17 protein-coding genes and 1 pseudogene are annotated in these 16904 nt (G+C 69.0%); 9 read left to right on the top strand and 9 right to left on the bottom strand.

The genetic code is table 11. The features are described 5' to 3' along the window. Positions 1-84 precede the first annotated feature (84 nt). The 3 genes from L942_RS17020 to L942_RS17010 form a co-directional block, all read right to left on the bottom strand. Positions 85-561 carry a Dps family protein gene (locus L942_RS17020; protein ID WP_037361399.1) on the bottom strand — a complete coding sequence of 159 codons (477 nt, stop codon included), beginning with the start codon at positions 559-561 and terminating at the stop codon, positions 85-87. Between the two features lie 26 nt (positions 562-587). Then, on the bottom strand, positions 588-1010 hold the full coding sequence (locus L942_RS17015) for an organic hydroperoxide resistance protein (RefSeq protein WP_037361397.1): 423 nt from the start codon (positions 1008-1010) through the stop codon (positions 588-590). A 132-nt stretch (positions 1011-1142) separates the two neighbouring features. Then, a complete protein-coding gene (locus tag L942_RS17010) occupies positions 1143-1715 on the bottom strand; it encodes an NADPH-dependent FMN reductase (protein WP_200862841.1) in 573 nt (190 codons plus the stop codon). Between the two features lie 129 nt (positions 1716-1844). Between L942_RS17010 and L942_RS17005 the strand changes: the two genes are divergently transcribed. Next, on the top strand, positions 1845-2897 hold the full coding sequence (locus L942_RS17005) for an alpha/beta hydrolase (protein WP_037361394.1): 1053 nt from the start codon (positions 1845-1847) through the stop codon (positions 2895-2897). Between the two features lie 93 nt (positions 2898-2990). On the opposite strand, the gene L942_RS17000 is transcribed toward L942_RS17005, so the two are convergent. Continuing rightward, positions 2991-3554, bottom strand: a complete 564-nt coding sequence (locus tag L942_RS17000) for a hypothetical protein (protein WP_037361392.1) — start codon at positions 3552-3554, stop codon at positions 2991-2993. A gap of 672 nt (positions 3555-4226) precedes the next feature. Between L942_RS17000 and L942_RS16995 the strand changes: the two genes are divergently transcribed. Next, the gene (locus L942_RS16995) at positions 4227-5375 is read left to right on the top strand and encodes an MFS transporter (protein ID WP_037361451.1); all 1149 of its coding nucleotides are present in this window, start codon (positions 4227-4229) and stop codon (positions 5373-5375) included. Between the two features lie 156 nt (positions 5376-5531). Here the strand turns inward: L942_RS16995 and L942_RS16990 are convergent. Both L942_RS16990 and L942_RS16985 read right to left on the bottom strand, forming a co-directional pair. Continuing rightward, a pseudogene (locus L942_RS16990) lies at positions 5532-5908 on the bottom strand (hypothetical protein). 54 nt (positions 5909-5962) lie between these two features. Then, positions 5963-7153: an RtcB family protein gene (locus tag L942_RS16985; protein WP_037361390.1), complete on the bottom strand. Its 1191-nt coding sequence runs from the start codon at positions 7151-7153 to the stop codon at positions 5963-5965. Positions 7154-7378: 225 nt separating this feature from the next. Between L942_RS16985 and L942_RS16980 the strand changes: the two genes are divergently transcribed. Together L942_RS16980 and L942_RS16975 are read left to right on the top strand one after the other, a co-directional pair. Then, on the top strand, positions 7379-7954 hold the full coding sequence (locus L942_RS16980) for a hypothetical protein (protein ID WP_051166043.1): 576 nt from the start codon (positions 7379-7381) through the stop codon (positions 7952-7954). Positions 7955-8690: 736 nt separating this feature from the next. Then, complete coding sequence (locus tag L942_RS16975) at positions 8691-9362, top strand: hypothetical protein (protein ID WP_158684480.1); 672 nt, start codon at positions 8691-8693, stop codon at positions 9360-9362. 49 nt (positions 9363-9411) lie between these two features. On the opposite strand, the gene L942_RS16970 is transcribed toward L942_RS16975, so the two are convergent. Together L942_RS16970 and L942_RS16965 are read right to left on the bottom strand one after the other, a co-directional pair. Then, on the bottom strand, positions 9412-10452 hold the full coding sequence (locus L942_RS16970; RefSeq protein ID WP_037361385.1) for an aspartate-semialdehyde dehydrogenase: 1041 nt from the start codon (positions 10450-10452) through the stop codon (positions 9412-9414). Next, positions 10452-11717 carry an aspartate kinase gene (locus L942_RS16965; RefSeq protein WP_037361382.1) on the bottom strand — a complete coding sequence of 422 codons (1266 nt, stop codon included), beginning with the start codon at positions 11715-11717 and terminating at the stop codon, positions 10452-10454. The genes L942_RS16970 and L942_RS16965 overlap by 1 nt, the downstream gene beginning before the upstream one ends. Positions 11718-11953: 236 nt before the next feature. On the opposite strand from L942_RS16965, the gene L942_RS16960 reads away from it, so the two are divergent. The 3 genes from L942_RS16960 (at position 11954) to L942_RS45885 (ending at position 13513) form a co-directional block, all read left to right on the top strand. Next, a complete protein-coding gene (locus tag L942_RS16960) occupies positions 11954-12544 on the top strand; it encodes a nitroreductase family protein (RefSeq protein ID WP_037361380.1) in 591 nt (196 codons plus the stop codon). Positions 12545-12651: 107 nt separating this feature from the next. Beyond that, a complete protein-coding gene (locus L942_RS16955; RefSeq protein WP_037361378.1) occupies positions 12652-13296 on the top strand; it encodes a hypothetical protein in 645 nt (214 codons plus the stop codon). 85 nt (positions 13297-13381) lie between these two features. Next, positions 13382-13513, top strand: a complete 132-nt coding sequence (locus tag L942_RS45885) for a hypothetical protein (RefSeq protein WP_268745727.1) — start codon at positions 13382-13384, stop codon at positions 13511-13513. Between the two features lie 4 nt (positions 13514-13517). Here the strand turns inward: L942_RS45885 and L942_RS16950 are convergent, their stop codons facing one another. After that, complete coding sequence (locus L942_RS16950; RefSeq protein ID WP_037361376.1) at positions 13518-13895, bottom strand: hypothetical protein; 378 nt, start codon at positions 13893-13895, stop codon at positions 13518-13520. Between the two features lie 244 nt (positions 13896-14139). Here L942_RS16950 and leuA point away from each other — a divergent pair, with 244 nt between their 5' ends. Next, positions 14140-15924, top strand: coding sequence for a 2-isopropylmalate synthase (gene leuA / locus L942_RS16945; protein ID WP_037361375.1), 1785 nt, complete (start codon positions 14140-14142; stop codon positions 15922-15924). Positions 15925-15934: 10 nt separating this feature from the next. Beyond that, on the top strand, positions 15935-16903 hold the full coding sequence (locus L942_RS16940; RefSeq protein WP_037361374.1) for a helix-turn-helix transcriptional regulator: 969 nt from the start codon (positions 15935-15937) through the stop codon (positions 16901-16903). Position 16904 lies beyond the last annotated feature (1 nt).

Genomic DNA, 16904 nt, shown 5'->3' with positions numbered 1-16904 from the left:
TACTGCCGGGTGCCCGCGACGACCACTGGATGACGGAAAAGCCGCCCGCGGCGAGGCGGACGGCTTTTCGTCGGCTGAGCGCGGTCAGGCCTGCTGCGCCTGCCACATCCAGTGCGCTTCTTCGAGCGCGCGGGTGATCTCGATGAGCAGGTCCTGCGTCACGAGGTCGCTCTTGTCGGTCTCGTCGATGCGCTTGCGGAGGCGCTCGATCAGCGTCGCGAGGGTGTCGACGATCGCGGCGACGGTCGATTCGACGGACTGCCAGTTGTCCGGGTACTCCGGCGCACCGGAGGTCGACACGACGGTTTTCGCCTTGCCGTTGGGAGAAATCCCGATCGCGGCGGCCCGCTCGGCCACCTCGTCGACGTACTGCCGCGCGGTCGACACCAGCTCGTCGAGCTGCAGGTGCGCACTGCGGAAGTTCTGGCCCACCACGTTCCAGTGCGCCTGCTTCGCGATGAGCGAAAGGTCGATCAGGTCGGCCAGCGTCGCCTGCAGCGCGTTGCCGGTGATCTCCTTGTCCGCGTCGGAAAGCGGGCTCTTGATGGGGGAAGTCGTCATCTCGGGTGTCCCTCCTCGGTCGTGGATCAGACGGTGGTGGTCAGCTCCACCTCGATGTTGCCGCGGGTCGCGTTGGAGTACGGGCAGACCTGGTGCGCCTGCTCGACCAGCTGGTCGGCGTCGGCCTTCGCCAAACCGGGCAGCGACACGTCCAGCCGCACGCCGAGCTGGAACCCGGCGTCCTTCTTGAACACGCTGACCGAACCGGTCACCGTCGCGGCGGGCAGCGCGATCTTCGCCTGGCGGGCCACGGCCTGCAGCGCGCTCAGGAAGCACGCGGAGTACCCCGCGGCGAACAGCTGCTCCGGGTTGGTCTTGTCCCCGCCGGGACCGCCCATCTCCTTGGGGATCGCCAGCGACTCGTCCAGCACGCCGTCCGAGGACGTCACGTCGCCGTTGCGGCCTTCTCCTCGCGCGGTCGCGACGGCGGTGTAGATCGGCTCGGCCATGCGTATTACCTCCTCATCGGGACGCCTCCGGAGTCAGCGTCGCAATGAGTCCAACGCTCCGCATCCGCGGAACCGTGCCCCGGCATGGCAGTCATCACCCCGGGAATAACCGGGGCGGGAGGAGCCGAAACCTCAGTGTGCGCGAAGCAACGCGTGCTCCGCGACCTGCTCTCCGATGAGCCGCAACGTGCGGACGCTCTTCTCGTCGGAAGCGCCGCCGGCCTCGTCGAACTTGGTCTCGGCGGAGTTGATCGAACCACCCAGCGGAGTGGACCAGCCGCGCAGTGCGTGCGTGATCGTGCGGAGTTGTTCGAGCGTGGTGACCGCGGCCTGCCAGCCGTACGCGACGGCGGCGAGCCCCACCGCGCGGCCGTCGAGGTAGGGGCGGGCGTCCTCGCGGAGGTCTTCGACGTAGTCCAGGGCGTTCTTGACCAGCCCGGACAGCCCGCCGTGGTAGCCGGGCGAGACGACGATGAGCCCGTCCGCCTGGCGGATGCCCTCGATGAGCTTCCGCGCGCGTTCGTCTCGTTCCGGGATCGCGGTGTCGTAAAACGGCAGAACCAGCTCGGGGCCCGGGATCAGCTCGGTCACGACGCCGCGTTCTTCGGCGGCCGCGAGCGCGATGCGCAGCGCGCGCTCGGATTGCGAGCCCTCTCGCAGCGAGCCGCCGATACCCAGCACCTTGACGCTCTTTCCCGAAGTCACAGGTCGAGGCTAACCCCTCTACCTAACTGGAGGACCAGGATCTGAGACGGAGGCCTGAGTCACACGCCGACTGGACCAACGTACCTACTGGCAAGTAGCCTCGGCTCATCCGGCGTTCGAGGAGGAACGATGGCCATTCCGCTGCAGATCCGCGCCCAGGCTGCCGCCGCGCAGCTGTTGTTCTGGCTGCCCCGGCCAGTGCGCAGGCTGATCGCCGGAGCGCCGCTGCGGCTGGACGGCCAGGAGCTCGCCCTCGACGCCCAGCTGCTGCTGAAGCTGCAGAAGCTCTCCGGGGCTTCGCTGGTCAACGGATCGGTCGAGCGGTCGCGCGCGCTGCTGGAAGCGAGCCAGCAGCTGGTCAACGGCAAGCGGATCAACCCGGTCGCGACCCGCGACGTCGTCATCCCGTCCGGCGACGCGTCCCTCGACGCCACCCTCTACACCCCGGCCGGCCTGCCGGAACCGTCACCGCTGCTGGTGTTCTTCCACGGCGGCGGATGGGTCATCGGGAGCCGGGCGACGCACGACAACGCCGCGCGCTATCTCGCGAAGCACGCCGGGGTCCGGGTGCTGTCGGTGGAGTACCGGCTCGCGCCGGAAAGCCCGTTCCCCGGCCCGGTGGAGGACGCGCTGGCGGCGTTCGACTACGCGCACGCCAAGGCGGCCGAACTCGGCGCGGACCCGGACCGGATCGCGGTGGGCGGCGACAGCGCGGGCGGCAACCTGTCCGCCGTCGTCGCGTTGGAGGCGACCCGGCGCGGCGGACCGGCCCCCGCGTTCCAGCTGTTGATCTACCCGGCAGTCGACTTCACCACGCGACGCCGGTCCCGCGAGATCTTCGGCGAAGACCTCTTCCTCACCGACGAGGCGATGGTGTGGTTCGAGGGACATTACGCACCCGAAGGCGTCGACAAGGCCGACCCGCGGATGTCGCCGCTGCTCGCGGCTGACCACAGTGGACTCCCGCCCGCCTACATCGTCACCGCGGGCTTCGACCCGCTGCGCGACGAAGGCGAGGCGTACGCGGAAAAACTGCGCGCGGCGGGGGTGCCGGTGGCGCTCAGCCGACAGGCTGACCTGATCCACGGATTCCTCAACTTCGCCGGGGTCGGCACGCGGTTCCGGGAAGCGATCGCGGAGATGGCTGGCGCGTTGCGGGTGGGGCTGGCCAACCGCTCGTAAGCAGCTCACCGGCGTACGAGCCCGGACATGGAACGGAGCCTGGCGCGGCGAACCGCACCAGGCTCCGAGCCTTCCCCCTCCGGTTCAGCCCGTTCAGGTCCCGGGCACTGGCGCCGGCGCGGGCACCGGCGGGGCCGGAAGCGGCGGCGTCGGCACCGGAAGCGGCGGCACCGGTACGCCGCCGAGCAGGCCGCCCAGGATGCCGGTCACCGCGGCGAGCAGGGCCTTGACCAGGTCGCTCACGATCTTGAGCGGTCCGGGCAGGTCCGGCAGGTCCGGAACCGGCACCGGAAGCGGCGGCAGTTGCCGCGGTGTCGCCTTCGGGTTGCTGACGAGCCGGCTGGATTCGTCCGCGCGCATCTTCGCCGCCGACGAGAGCTGCTGGGTTTCGGATTGGACTTGGTAGCGCTTGCCTGCCGCGATGTCCGCGAGCACCGGGCTGAGCCGGTCAAGGTCCGCCCTCGTCTTCGCGACATCGCCCGCGTACGCGACCTTGGTCAGGTCGTCCCGCATCTGCAGCACCTGCGCGGCGACGGCTTGAGTGGCCGAGGAGCCCTTGCCGCCCGCCGGGCTCGCGGCGGCCATCCCCGAAGTGCCGACGGCCAGCAGACTGCCGGCGGCGACCACAGCGATGATCCGCCCGATCTTGCCTTTCATTCTTTACCTCCCTGGCCTCTGGGACCTGCCGGGTAAATCGATACCCGCCGTGTCGGCCCAACACCAGCCGATCACCGGATAGGGAGTTTTTCTAACCCTTACGTGCCGAATCCAAGAATCGGGAACCGTCCCGCAATTGATTAACGTGGACGGCTTGCGCGTCCCCCGACGATCACGGACCGCGGACCTGAATCTGACTCATAGTAGCCGGATTGCCCGAATGGCGGCATCGCTCACTCACACAGGCGTAGTTCGTGATCGATTACCTTCATCACCCCGTCGGGACGCGCGGTCTCGCTCGTCCGACCGTGGTGGGTCCCCCACGCACGCCTCGCCGCCCGCATTCGGGCCGGTTCCCCTTTTTCCTGGGGATCGCCGCCCCTTCGACCGGAGAACTCCAAGGTCGGCGCGGAAAGATGAAAAATTGTTCGCGAATAGGCGGCGAGAATGCTTTTTCGCGTTGCCGATGAAGTTATCACCCTGGTCGCGCTCGCCTTTTCCGGGGCGGGCGAACGTCTGCGCGACACCCGACCGGGTGGCGGGTGCCGGTCAGCGGGTGTGACGAAAAGAAGTTGCACGCTCGTACCAACCGTTGCTCTCATGGGGTACGTGCCTTTTCAGCCTTATCGCCGCGTCCTGAGCGTCCCCGGGGTCCGCCCGTCGATGGCGCTGATGTTCTTCGCACGCTTGCCCATGACGATGACCGGCGTGACGCTGACGCTGTACGTCGTCAGCGGACTCGGCCGGGGTTACGGCGCGGCGGGGGTCGTCGGCGCCGCCGTCACGCTGGGCATGGCGCTCGGCGCGCCGATGATCGGGCGCACCATCGACCGATACGGCCTGCGCCCGGTGGTCGCGGTGTGCGGCTTGGCATCCACCGCGTTCTGGTTCGCGGCCCCGCATCTTTCCTACGAGACGCTGGTGGTGTGCGCGCTGCCGGCCGGCGTGCTGTCGGTGCCCGCGGGTTCGCTGGCGCGGCAGATCCTGGCCGCGCTCGTGCCCGCCGAGCAGAGACGCGCGGCGTACTCGCTGGACACGATCCTGGTCGAAGCGTCGTTCATGATCGGCCCGGCGGCCGGGATCGCGGCGATCTCGTCGCTGTCGGCGACCGTGACGCTCAGCGGCATCGGCGGCATTTTCGGCGTCACCGCGCTGCTGATCTTCCTGCTCAACCCGCCGATCCGGAACGAGGACGAACTGGCCCCGGCGGGCACCGCGCGGCCGCCGCTGCGGTCGTGGCTGACCGGACGGCTGCTGGCGACCCTGCTGATCGCCGCCGGAACACTGTTCTGCCTGGTCGGCACGGAGGTCGCGACGCTGGCCGCGCTGCGCTCGCACGGCGACGTCGGCTGGACCGGCCTGGTCATCGCGGTGATGTGCGCGGCGTCGATGCTCGGCGGCATCGTGCACGGCGCGGTGCGGAACTCGCTGCCGCAGGGTCTGCTGATGCTGCTGCTGGCGCTGCTGGTGATCCCGGTCGGGCTGGTGACCCAGCCGTGGTGGCTGCTGATGCTCGTGCTGATCCCGACGAACCTGCTCTGCGCCCCGACGCTCGCCGCCACCACGGAATCGGTCAGCGAACTCGCGCCGCCCGCCGTGCGCGGCGAGGCGATGGGCCTGCAGGACGCCTCGACGCGGCTCGGACTGGCCGCGGGGAGCCCGGTGGTCGGCTTCGCGATCGACCATTCGAGCCCGGCATGGGGTTTCGCGGCGGCCGGGTTCGGCGGGCTGGCACTGGCGGCGCTGGGACTGGTGTGGTCGCTGCGCCGGAGTTCGGTACGGACGCCTTCGCTGGCGGCCGCGGTTCGGGCTCGCCGCTGAGCTGCTCCGGATGCCGCGTCGGTTGCGTCCAGCGCACCCGAGGCGGCGTTCGGACGGAAGCGCGGGTTTTTCCTGCCGACCGCCGCGGCCGGTGATCTGGATGTCCGGGAGGAAGGCGGCGGCAAGTTCGGCCGGGGCGAGCCGGGTGAGTGACGGTCAGGCGCAGGCTTTGCGCAGCAAGTCCAGCTTCTCCAGGTTCCGCTTGGTCCACCGGGCGATCACCCCGGCGTCCTCGAGGTGTTCCTTCTGCACCTGGACATACGAGTCGGCCATGCCCAGCAGGGCGTTCTTGACGTCCTGCTCCTGGACGTTGGCCGCCAGCTCGCGCAGCCGCCGCTCCTTGTCCTGGCGCGGGCTTTGAGCTTGTCGCCGTCCACCAACGGGTTCAGGTCCGCCAGCCCGAGCGCTTCGGTGCACGTGGAGACCTTGTCCACTGCGGAATTCGTCTGGTTGACCGCCGAATCGACCTGGTCGCATCCGGCCAGCACCGTCACGGCCGCCACCAAGGCGACCGCAACCCCCCTGTTTTTCATGACCTCAGGGTAGCGGCCCCGCGGGCGCATCAGCGCGATTCGCCCGCGGGGCCTTCATCCCTTCACGCACACGACCTGCTTGAGGTGGGCGACCACCTCGACCAGGTCGGTCTGTGCCTGGATCACCGTCTCGATGTCCTTGTACGCGGCCGGGATCTCGTCGACGACCCCGGTGTCCTTCCGGCATTCCACGCCCGCGGTCTGCGCGGCGAGGTCGGAGGCGGTGAAGGTCTTGCGGGCCTTCGTCCGCGACATCCGCCGTCCGGCGCCGTGGGACGCGGATTCGAACGACGCGGTGTTGCCCAGTCCGCGCACGATGTACGAACCCGTGCCCATGCTGCCCGGGATGATCCCGAGGTCGCCGGAGCCGGCCCGGATCGCGCCCTTGCGGGTGACGAGCAGGTCGACGCCGTCGTAGGTTTCCTCGGCGACGTAGTTGTGGTGGCACGAAACCGCGTCGTCGAAGGTCGTCCCGGGGACCACCTCCGCGACCGCGAGCTTCACCAGCGCGATCATCGTCGCCCGGTTGCGCGCCGCGTAGTCCTGCGCCCAGAAGAGGTCGCGCCGGTACGCCTGCATTTCCGGCGTGTTCGCGACGAACACCGACAGGTCAGGGTCCGGCAAGTCCCGGTTGTGCGGCAGTTTCCGCGCGATCGCCATGTGCCGCTCAGCGAGTTCCTTGCCGATGTTGCGCGAACCCGAATGCAGCATCAGCCACACGCGGCCCTCGTCGGCGCCGCCCTGTTCGAGGCAGACCTCGATGAAGTGGTTACCGCCGCCGAGGCTGCCGATCTGCCGGGCCGCGCGGTCGTGCAGGTCCTGGACCCCTTCGTGCAGGTCGCCGAACGCCTTCCAGAACGCGTCCCAGCCCCCGGCGCCGTGCACCTTCGCCGGGTTGACCGGCGTCTTGTGCAGGCCGAACCCGACCGGCACCGCCGATTCGATCCGCTTGCGCAGCTTGCCGAGGTCGTCCGGGAGGTCGCTCGCGGTGAGCGAGGTCCGCACCGCGCTCATCCCGCAGCCGATGTCGACGCCGACCGCGGCCGGGGAGACCGCGTCGCGCATCGCGATGACGCTGCCCACCGTGGCGCCCTTGCCGTAGTGGACGTCCGGCATCACCGCGACGCCGTGCACCCAAGGCAGGTTGGCGACGTTGCGCAGCTGGCGCATCGCTTGGTCTTCGACCGACGCGGGGTCTGCCCACATCCGGATCGGAACCCGCTCGCCGTCCACCGCCGTGTACATGACTTTCCTTTCCCGGAACGAAGTTTGCCCGCTCAGCATCCGCCATCGGGGCGATCGCGACAACGGGTTTTCGGACACCGGGGCATCGGTGAAACGAAATCGGCGCCTCCGTCGATAACGGGCTCGAACGACGGGTTCGCCCAGGGTGCCGGTCTGGGGGAGGATTCCGTTTCTCGATGACGAACTCGTCGCGGGCGTTGCTCGCTGTCTTCTTGCTGGCCGGTTTTGATTCCCCAGGCCAACGCGGCGGCGTACGAGGAGACGCACTGCGCGACGATCGGCTGGGCCGCGGGCTATCTGCCGCAGCGGATGACTGAGGGCTACCAGTCGCTGCTCGCCAAACGTGCGGAGGAGTTCGCTTCCCTGCGGGAAAATCCTTCCTCAGAGCCGGGATCGAAGTACGACAGCCACCCGCCGACCGCCGAACGGATCGCGCTGCTGGAAGCCGCTCCGGCTGTCCCCGTGCCACCCGGCGACGAGCGACCGGCGACGGATCTCCTCCGCGACGCGACGGCGCTGCTCGACGCGGTGCTGGCGACCGGTTTCACCGCCGAAGCGTCTTCGAAGAAGAACCTCGACTGGGCCAGCCTGGTCGACGTCGGGGTACGCGACTCGAATCAGGCCGAGGCGCTGCGGATTCTCCGCAGCCGCAGCCTCGAAAACCTGCTGGACTTGCTCGACGCCGGATGCCTTGAGGACATCGCCGATCCCACCGCACCGCCGGAGGCGCAGGGGCGGGCGAAGCGCGAGCTTTACCGTCCGCAAGTCCACAGTCGACTGTCCATTGTGCTGCACGCGTAGCTGGCCAAAGCCGGTGCGGCGCACTGGGAACTGTCCTGATCTGGACCAGCGAAACTGGTGCTGACCGAACCGTATGCCACCGAACTGGATCCCGCCGTCGGCGCGGCGATCGACGGGGACACCGCCGCGCTCCGTGCGTCGCGGCCGACGACGACACCGCGTTGAAGGCTTGGCGGACGGCCCGTCCAGACGATGCGGACGCCGCCGCGGTGCACGCCGACGCGCTCACGAATGTGGCCTGGCAAATCCGCAGCGCGCGACGGGCGAAGTACGTCAGAGCGGAGCATTTCGCGGGCTTCCAGCGCGTCCTTGGCAAGGCTGACGAAGCGAGCCAGACCGCCGCTGGCCTCGCCCCGGAAGACCCGACGCCGTGGGCGACGCGGTGTGTGATCGCGAAGAATTCCGCGCGATGTGGGACGGTGCGATGGCCCGCGATCCATTGCACGCGCATGCCCACGCGCTCTGCAGTACTGGTGCGGCAAGTGGTTCGGCAGCGACGATCTGATGTGGACATTCGCCGAGGAAGGCGCGGCGAAGCATCCGAAACTGGCGTCTCTGCCGCTTGCCGCGGCGTTCGAAGCGTCTTTCGCCGGGGTCAAGGACGCTTGGCGGGACAAGCGCGTCGAAGCCGCGCTCGACCGGCTGCTGCCGTGGCTCGACAGCGAGGGCTGGGACGCCCCGGACACGCTGAACAGCGGCCCGCGCGCTCGTCGAACTCCGGCGCGGTTCCGAGGCGGTGGAGCAGTTCCGTCACCTCGGCCGGAGCGCGTCCGGACGAGTGCGGTCCTACAGCGGCTACGGAGCCATTCACGAATTCCGGACGCACCGCAACCAGGCCTGCCGGCTCGCCAAGCAGCGGGGACCGGTCCCGGACGACCAGTGGTCTTCTGGCCCGGTTCCCGAGCCAGAGGTGGTGTGCGAGGTGTTTCCGTCCAGCCCTGACCAGCCGATGCCCGCGTCCGGCGCGCACGCGGAGGAGGAGGTGCGGCGAGGAATCCGGTCGATGCGCTGGGCGATCGGCGGCCAGGCCGTGCTCTACCTCGCTCTCGCGGCGTTCGTCGGGTTCCTGCTCAGCCTCGGCGGCACGACGAGCGCCGCGGCGTTGCCGGTGACGATCGTGGCGATCAACTCGGCGCTGACCATCGCGCTCGTGGGGTGCGCCGTTCTGCTGAGCAAGCGGCAGCGCACGGTCGTGCTCGCGGTCGTCTGGCTGGAATGCGGGTTCATGGCGATGCTGCTGCTTGGCCTGATTCTGTCGCTGACCACGAATTCTGGGTCCGGGGGCGCACCGATCGGGCTGATCCTGTGGGGGTTGCTGATGCAGGCCGTGCTGAGGCCGCTGCAGAAGCCGGAGTTCCGGGCCGCGTTCGGGCTGAAACCGATGAGGCCGCGGCAGAAGAAGAAATGAAAACTGCCCGGCCCCTCCGACGAGGGACCGGGCAGTTTCCCAGCGAAACTCAGCGGTTCTGCGCCACCAGCTCGGCGATCTGCACCGTGTTCAGCGCCGCCCCCTTGCGGAGGTTGTCCGCGGAGACGAACAGCGCGAGGCCGCGGCCGTCCGGCACGCCCGGGTCGGTGCGGATGCGCCCGACCAGGCTCGGGTCGATGCCCGCGGCCTGCAGCGGGGTCGGCACGTCCGCCAGCTGCACGCCCGGCGCGTTCGACAGCAGTTCCGTCGCCCGCTCGACCGACAGCGGCCGCTCGAATTCGACGTTCACCGACAGCGAGTGCCCGGTGAACACCGGGACCCGGACGCAGGTGCCGGACACCAGCAGGTCCGGGATGCCCAGAATCTTCCTGCTTTCGTTGCGCAGCTTCTGTTCCTCGTCCGTCTCGAACGTACCGTCGTCCACAATGGACCCGGCCATCGGCAGGACGTTGAACGCGATCGGCGCGACGTACTTGGCCGGGGCCGGGAATTCGACCGCCGAACCGTCGTGGGTGAGCGAGGCCGCGCGCGACGCGACCGCGTTCACCTGCGCGGCCAGCTCGTCGACGCCGGCCAGACCGCTGCCGGACACCGCCTGGTAGGTGCTCGCGACGATCCGCACCAGCCCGGCTTCGTCGTGCAGCGGCTTGAGCACCGGCATCGCGGCCATAGTGGTGCAGTTGGGGTTCGCGATGATCCCCTTGCGCACCTCCTTGATCGCCTCCGGGTTGACCTCGCTGACGATCAGCGGCACGTCCGGGTCGCGCCGGAACGCCGACGAGTTGTCGACCACGATCGCGCCCGCCTCGGCGAACCGCGGCGCGTGCTCGCGCGAGGTCGCGCCGCCCGCGGAGAACAGCGCGATGTCCAATCCGGACAGATCGGCGGTCGCGGTGTCCTCGACGGTGATTTCCTCGCCGCGCCACGGCAACGTGCGACCCGCCGAGCGGGCCGAGGCGAAATACCGGATCTGCTCGACCGGGAAGTCCCGCTCGTCCAGCAGCTTGCGCATCACGGCGCCGACCTGGCCGGTCGCCCCGACCACGCCGACGCGAAGACCCCGCGCCATCAGCGACCACTCCCCGCGTAGACGACGGCTTCCTCGTCGCCGCCGAGTTCGAACGCCTCGTGGATCGCGCGCACGGCCTCGTCCAGCTGCGCGTCGCGGATCAGCACCGAAATGCGGATCTCCGAGGTGTTGATGATTTCGATGTTCACGCCCGCGTTGGCCAGCGCCTCGCAGAACGTCGCGGTGACGCCCGGGTGCGAACGCATCCCGGCGCCGACGAGCGAGACCTTGCCGACGTGGTCGTCGTACAGCACGGACTCGAAGCCGATCTCCGCCTTGATCTTCTCGAGTTCCTTGACCGCCTTGGCCCCGTTGGCCTTCGACAGCGTGAAAGTGATGTCGGTGCGGCCCGAGGACGTGCTGGACACGTTCTGCAGCACCATGTCGATGTCGATCTCGGCGTCGGCGACGACCCGGAAGATCCGGCCCGCGGCTCCGGCGTGGTCCGGCACGCCGGTCACGGTGATCTTCGCTTCCGAGCGGTCGTGTGCCACACCGGTGATCAGCGCTTGTTCCACGGGGATCTCCTCGATCGATCCGGCCACCGTGGTGCCCGGCTTGTCGCTGTAGGAAGAACGGACTCGGATCGGCACGCCGTAGCGGCGCGCGTACTCGACCGAACGCAGATGCAGGATCTTGGACCCACTCGCCGCGAGCTCCAGCATCTCCTCGTACGGGATGGTGTCGAGCTTCCTGGCGTCCGGCACGATCCGCGGGTCGGCCGAATACACACCGTCCACATCGGAATAGATCTCGCAGACGTCCGCGTTCAGCGCGGCGGCGAGCGCCACCGCGGTGGTGTCGGAACCGCCGCGGCCGAGCGTCGTGATGTCCTTGGTGTCCTGTGCCACGCCTTGGAAACCGGCCACCAGCGCGACGTAACCCTGCTCCAGCGCCTCGGTGACGCGGCTCGGAGTGACGTCGATGATGCGCGCGTTGCCGTGCACCGACGTGGTGACCACGCCGGCTTGGGAACCAGTGAACGACCAGGCTTGCGCGCCTTGCGCGGAAATGGCCATCGCGACCAGCGAATTCGAGATGCGCTCACCGGCGGTGAGCAGCATGTCCATTTCCCGCTCCGGCGGAGCCGGGTTCACCTGCTGCGCCAGATCGAGCAGCTCATCAGTGGTGTCGCCCATCGCCGAGCACACGACGACCACGTCGTTGCCCGCCTTCTTGGTCGCGACGATCCGTTCAGCCACGCGCTTGATCCGGTCGGCACTTTCCAGCGACGATCCGCCGTACTTCTGGACCACGAGGGCCACGCCCGAACCTCCTTGACGGGCCGGGGCGTACTCCTTGGAGGGCACCGAGGAGCGCCCACGGCCCTTCATTTGGGGAAGAGCCTACCGGCGCGAACGGCGCTCGCCACCCCATCGAGTGGTCCGCCACCGCCCGTCCGGAGCGATCGGAAGTAAATTTTCCTTAACGCCAGGGGAAAGCTCGAAGCCCTTCCTCCGGAGTGACGGAGAGCACTCCCCGGCCGTACTACGTTCGCCGCATGCGCAAACCAGCCGAGACGAGTGTCCCCGTCGCGCCGGCCATCGCCGAGCGCTGGAGCCCGCGAGCCTTCGACGAGACCGCCGAGATCACCGCCGCCCAGCTGACCGCGTTGCTCGAAGCCGCCAGGTGGGCGCCGTCTTTCGGCAACACCCAGCCGGCGCGCTACCTCGTCGGCCGCCGGGGCGGTCCGGTGTTCCCGCGCATCCTCGCGACGCTGAACTCGGGGAACCAGGCGTGGGCGTTCCGAGCGAGCGCACTGCTGATCGGCGTGATGGTCACCACGAACGAGAAGGGCGAGGTGCCCTACGCCGACTACGGGCTCGGGCTGGCGACCGAGAACCTCGTCCTGCAAGCGGTCGAACTCGGCCTGATCGCGCACCAGATGGCGGGCTTCTCGCCGGAGCGGGTGCACGAGGAATTCGGCCTGCCCGCCGACGCGGTGGCCCGGGTGGCGATCGCCGTCGGCTCGCCCGCCGACCCGTCCGTGCTGGACGACCCGCGCCGGATCGAACGCGAACTGGGCCCTCGGCGCCGGCTTCCGCTCGCGGAGTTCGCCTTCGGGGAGAAGTGGGGCTCTCCGGCGCTGTGACCGTTTCGTGAGCATTCGAGGGAACCGGAGTCCCGCCGAAGAGGTCAGATGGGCACTAACCCGGTCAGATCGCTGAATCGGTGGGAAAGTTCTCAAGGAGTGACGAAATGCGTACTTCGATGCCGGTCGCGCTGACGATTTCCGCGACGGCGATGGCGTTCGCGCTGTCCGGGTGTTCCAGCTCTTCCGAGGGGACCACGCCGCCGATCGCCGCCCCGTCCTCGGCCGCCCCGTCTTCCTCGGCCGCCGCTGAATCGCCCGCCTCCGCGGACTACACGAAGCAGGGCACGAAGCTGAAGCTCGGCGAGAAGGCCGTGGTGCCGTTCAGGGCGCAGAAGAACACCGGCGCGATCGGCGTGACAGTGACCCGCATCGACAAGGGCGCCGAGGCCGACCTGGCCCCGCTGAAGCTCGGCGACCGAGCCAAGGGCATGACGCCGTACTACCTCCAGGTCAAGGTGACGAACGAGACCGGCACGGACTTCTCGTACAGCTCGCTGGGCCTGATGAACGGCCTGCTCGCGGACGGCACCAGCGGCCCGCACGTGACGGTGATCGGCAAGTTCGAGAAGTGCGACAGCGGCAACGCGGGCAAGACGTTCACCACAACGGGGGCCTCGTACGACAGCTGCGTGCTGGCCCTGGCTCCGGCGGGCGCGGAGGTCAAGGGGGCGAGCTACAGCGCCAGCACTTACCGCGACCTGGCTCCGGAAACCGACTACGGCAAGGACGCGGTGACCTGGCAGTCCTGACCCAGCGTCGGGCGTTGGTCAGGCACCAGCGCCCGACGCGGTGAATTCAAGGCTTCGGGCGGTTCCTTGCATTCTGGACCTCGGCGTGTCGTACCCGACCGCGAGCAACGCGATCAAAAGGCTCGAGGAGGCTGGCTTCCTCCGCGAGATCACCGGCGGGAACTACGGGTGCCAGTACGTCTGCGACCGAGTGTCCGACGAACTGGCCGAAAACTGACCAGTCAGGCGCCGGCGCCCCCGACGCGGCGGATGATCTTCGCCAGGATCCCGGACACGATCAGCCAGAACACCGCCGCGATGCCGTAGTTCACCAGCACCCGCAGCTTCGCGTCGCTCGGCGTGAAAAGGTCCTTGAAGCCGAGCGACAGGCCGTCGGCCCAGTTGCGGACGAACGAGACGATGCCGTTGCCCTGGTTGGCCTCGCCGATGACGAAAATCACGTGCAGGACCAAGACCGCGGCGAACAGCAGCCCCGCCCATCGCACGAGGGACGCGAGGAAGGACACCGCGCGTTCCCGGGTGCGCCCCCAGTCCACCGGGGTGCGCTGGGGTCGCGCCTTCGCCTCGGTTTCCTGTGCCTGTTCCGCGTGCTCGCCCATGCCGGGCAGTCTGACACGTCGTTTCGCGGGCCGCTACCCGCTAGTAACAGGTATCAGCCACCCGACGTAACAGTTCGATCGCGACGGGCGGCTTTCCTTTCCGCGCGTCGGGTGGTTACAGTGACCCCGTGGCGCGTGAACTCCTGCTTCGCTGCCGCGACGGGGCCTGATCTGACCGGCTCCTCGTCGCGGGGCTTTGTGGTGCCGGTCGTCCGCACCGATCCCTTCAGGAGAATTTCCCGCGATGAGGACCGACCCCCGTACCACTAACTCCCGTCTGCGCACGCCCTCTCGTCCCGCGCCCGCCGGACAGCCCTCGTGGAACCCGCAGCGCGGCACGTCCATGCCGGTCCACCGCTACCGCCCCTGGTACGACGTAGTCGAGAACATCGAGCTGCCCGACCGCACCTGGCCGGACAAGCGCATCGAGCGCGCGCCGCTGTGGTGTGCGGTCGACCTGCGCGACGGCAACCAGGCGCTGATCGACCCGATGTCGCCCGCGCGCAAGCGCAAGTTCTTCGACCTGCTGGTCCGCATGGGCTACAAGGAGATCGAGGTCGGCTTCCCGGCCGCGTCGCAGACCGACTTCGACTTCGTGCGCGAGATCATCGAAGAAGGCGCGATCCCCGACGACGTGCACATCCAGGTGCTGACCCAGTGCCGTCCCGAGCTGATCGAGCGCACCTTCCAGGCGCTCGAGGGCGCGCCGCGGGCGATCGTGCACATCTACAACTCGACCTCGATCCTGCAGCGCCGCGTGGTGTTCCGCGAGGAGCGCGAAGGCATCAAGAAGATCGCCACGTCGGCGGCGGAAATGGTCGTCGAGCTGGCGGCGAAGCAGCCGGACACCGACTTCCGCTTCCAGTACTCGCCCGAGTCCTACACCGGCACCGAGCTGTCCTACGCGCTCGAGGTGTGCAACGCGGTCACCGAGATCTGGCAGCCGACGCCGGAGAAGCCGGTGATCCTGAACCTGCCGGCGACCGTCGAGATGGCGACGCCGAACGTGTACGCCGACTCGATCGAGTGGATGAGCCGCAACCTGGAGCGCCGCGATTCGGTGATCCTGTCGCTGCACCCGCACAACGACCGCGGCACCGGCATCGCCGCCGCGGAGCTGGGCTACCAGGCCGGTGCGGACCGGATCGAGGGCTGCCTGTTCGGCAACGGCGAGCGCACCGGCAACGTCGACCTGGTCGCGCTGGGCATGAATCTCTACAGCCAGGGCATCGACCCGCAGATCGACTTCTCCGACATGGACGAGATCAAGCGGACCGTCGAATACTGCAACCAGCTGCCCGTCCCGGAACGCTCCCCGTGGGGCGGCGACCTGGTGTTCACCGCCTTCTCCGGCAGCCACCAGGACGCGATCAACAAGGGCCTGGACGCGATGAAGGACGCCGCGGACAAGAAGGGCGTCCCGGTCGACGAGCACCCGTGGGAGGTGCCGTACCTGCCGATCGACCCGAAGGACGTCGGCCGCACCTACGAGGCCGTGATCCGGGTGAACTCGCAGTCCGGCAAGGGCGGCGTCGCCTACATCATGAAGGCCGAGCACCAGCTCGACCTGCCGCGGCGGCTGCAGATCGAGTTCTCGAAGGTCATCCAGGCCTACACCGACAGCGAGGGCGGCGAGGTCGACCCGGCCACCATGTGGCGCGCGTTCTCGGCCGAGTACCTGGAGTCGAAGACCCCGCTGGAGCTGATCAAGCAGCGGGTCACCGACAACGGCGGCGGCGAGTACGACCTCGAGGCCACGGTGAAGGTCGAGGGCGACGAGCACGAGATCACCGGCTGCGGCAACGGGCCGATCGCCGCGTTCTTCGACGCGCTGTCGACCGTGGGCTACGACCTGCGGCTCCTGGACTACAGCGAGCACACCCTGAGCCCGGGCGACGACTCGCGCGCCGCGTCCTACATCGAATGCGCGATCTCCGACCGCGTGTTCTGGGGCATCGGCGTCGACCCGTCGATCGTCACCGCCTCGCTGCGTGCCGTGGTCAGCGCGGTCAACCGGGCCAACCGCTGACCCGAGCCTGATGCGAGCCGAGCGCCTGGTCGCGCTTCTCTTCACGCTGCACCGCAAACGCGCGGGCACGGTCGGGGAACTGGCCGGCGAATTGGGCGTGACCGAGCGGACGCTGCGGCGGGATCTGGCCGCGTTGCGCGAAGCCGGCGTGCCGCTCTGGAGCGAACCAGGGCGGCACGGCGGCGTCCGGCTCGTGGACGGCTGGCGTTCGCGGCTCGACGGCCTCACCTCGCGGGAGGCCGTCGCGCTGCTGGCCCTCGACGTGCCGGACGCGCTGGCCGGGCTCGGCCTCGGCACCGCGGTGGCCGCGGCTCACGCGAAGGTGTCCGCGAGCCTGCCGGCTCAGCTGCAGGAACAGGCCCGGACGGTCGCCGGGCGGTTTCATCTCGACGCCTCGGCCTGGTTCAGTTCGCCGGACGACGCGGCCGCGCTGCCCGCGGTCGCGAAGGCGGTGTGGACGCAGCAACGGCTCGATGTGCGTTATCGGCGCCGCGACAAGGTCACTAGGCGGACGCTCGATCCGCTGGGGCTCGTGTTGAAAGCCGGGGTGTGGTACCTGGTGGCGCGGGTCGACGCCGATCTTCGGACGTATCGGGTCTCTCGACTGGACGGGGTCGCCGAAACCGGCGAAACCTTTGCGCGGCCGGAGGAATTCTCGCTCGCCGATTGGTGGCGGGCGTCGTCGGCGCAGTTCGAGAAGATGCCGTTGCCGTTGAAGGTGACGGCCCGGCTCGACCGGTCCGCGGCGGGTGCGTTGCGCCGGGTTTTCGGACCGGAGCACGTGCACGAGGTGCTGGTGTCGCTCGGCCCGGCCGGCGACGACGGGTGGGCCGAGGCAGAGTTCGCCATGGAAGGCAAGGAAGTCGCCGTCGTGCAGCTGGTTTCCCTCGGCCCCGGCGTCGAGGTGCTCACCCCGCCGGAGATCCGCGCCGCGGTCGCGGACTTCGGCCGAGCCCTCGCCGACCGCAACCGTCCGTGAA

Origin of the sequence: Amycolatopsis orientalis DSM 43388 (assembly GCF_000411975.1) — a bacterium.
Lineage (GTDB): Bacteria > Actinomycetota > Actinomycetes > Mycobacteriales > Pseudonocardiaceae > Amycolatopsis > Amycolatopsis orientalis_D.
This window is presented reverse-complemented; position numbering and strand designations above follow the sequence as displayed.

Coding starts and splice junctions, on each gene's coding strand:
- L942_RS17020 (WP_037361399.1), bottom strand. CDS start 561: ATGACGACTTCCCCCATCAAGAGCCCGCTTTCCGACGCGGACAAGGAG.
- L942_RS17015 (WP_037361397.1), bottom strand. CDS start 1,010: ATGGCCGAGCCGATCTACACCGCCGTCGCGACCGCGCGAGGAGAAGGC.
- L942_RS17005 (WP_037361394.1), top strand. CDS start 1,845: ATGGCCATTCCGCTGCAGATCCGCGCCCAGGCTGCCGCCGCGCAGCTG.
- L942_RS17000 (WP_037361392.1), bottom strand. CDS start 3,554: ATGAAAGGCAAGATCGGGCGGATCATCGCTGTGGTCGCCGCCGGCAGT.
- L942_RS16995 (WP_037361451.1), top strand. CDS start 4,227: ATGTTCTTCGCACGCTTGCCCATGACGATGACCGGCGTGACGCTGACG.
- L942_RS16985 (WP_037361390.1), bottom strand. CDS start 7,153: ATGTACACGGCGGTGGACGGCGAGCGGGTTCCGATCCGGATGTGGGCA.
- L942_RS16970 (WP_037361385.1), bottom strand. CDS start 10,452: ATGGCGCGGGGTCTTCGCGTCGGCGTGGTCGGGGCGACCGGCCAGGTC.
- L942_RS16960 (WP_037361380.1), top strand. CDS start 11,954: ATGCGCAAACCAGCCGAGACGAGTGTCCCCGTCGCGCCGGCCATCGCC.
- L942_RS16955 (WP_037361378.1), top strand. CDS start 12,652: ATGCGTACTTCGATGCCGGTCGCGCTGACGATTTCCGCGACGGCGATG.
- L942_RS16950 (WP_037361376.1), bottom strand. CDS start 13,895: ATGGGCGAGCACGCGGAACAGGCACAGGAAACCGAGGCGAAGGCGCGA.
- leuA (WP_037361375.1), top strand. CDS start 14,140: ATGAGGACCGACCCCCGTACCACTAACTCCCGTCTGCGCACGCCCTCT.
- L942_RS16940 (WP_037361374.1), top strand. CDS start 15,935: ATGCGAGCCGAGCGCCTGGTCGCGCTTCTCTTCACGCTGCACCGCAAA.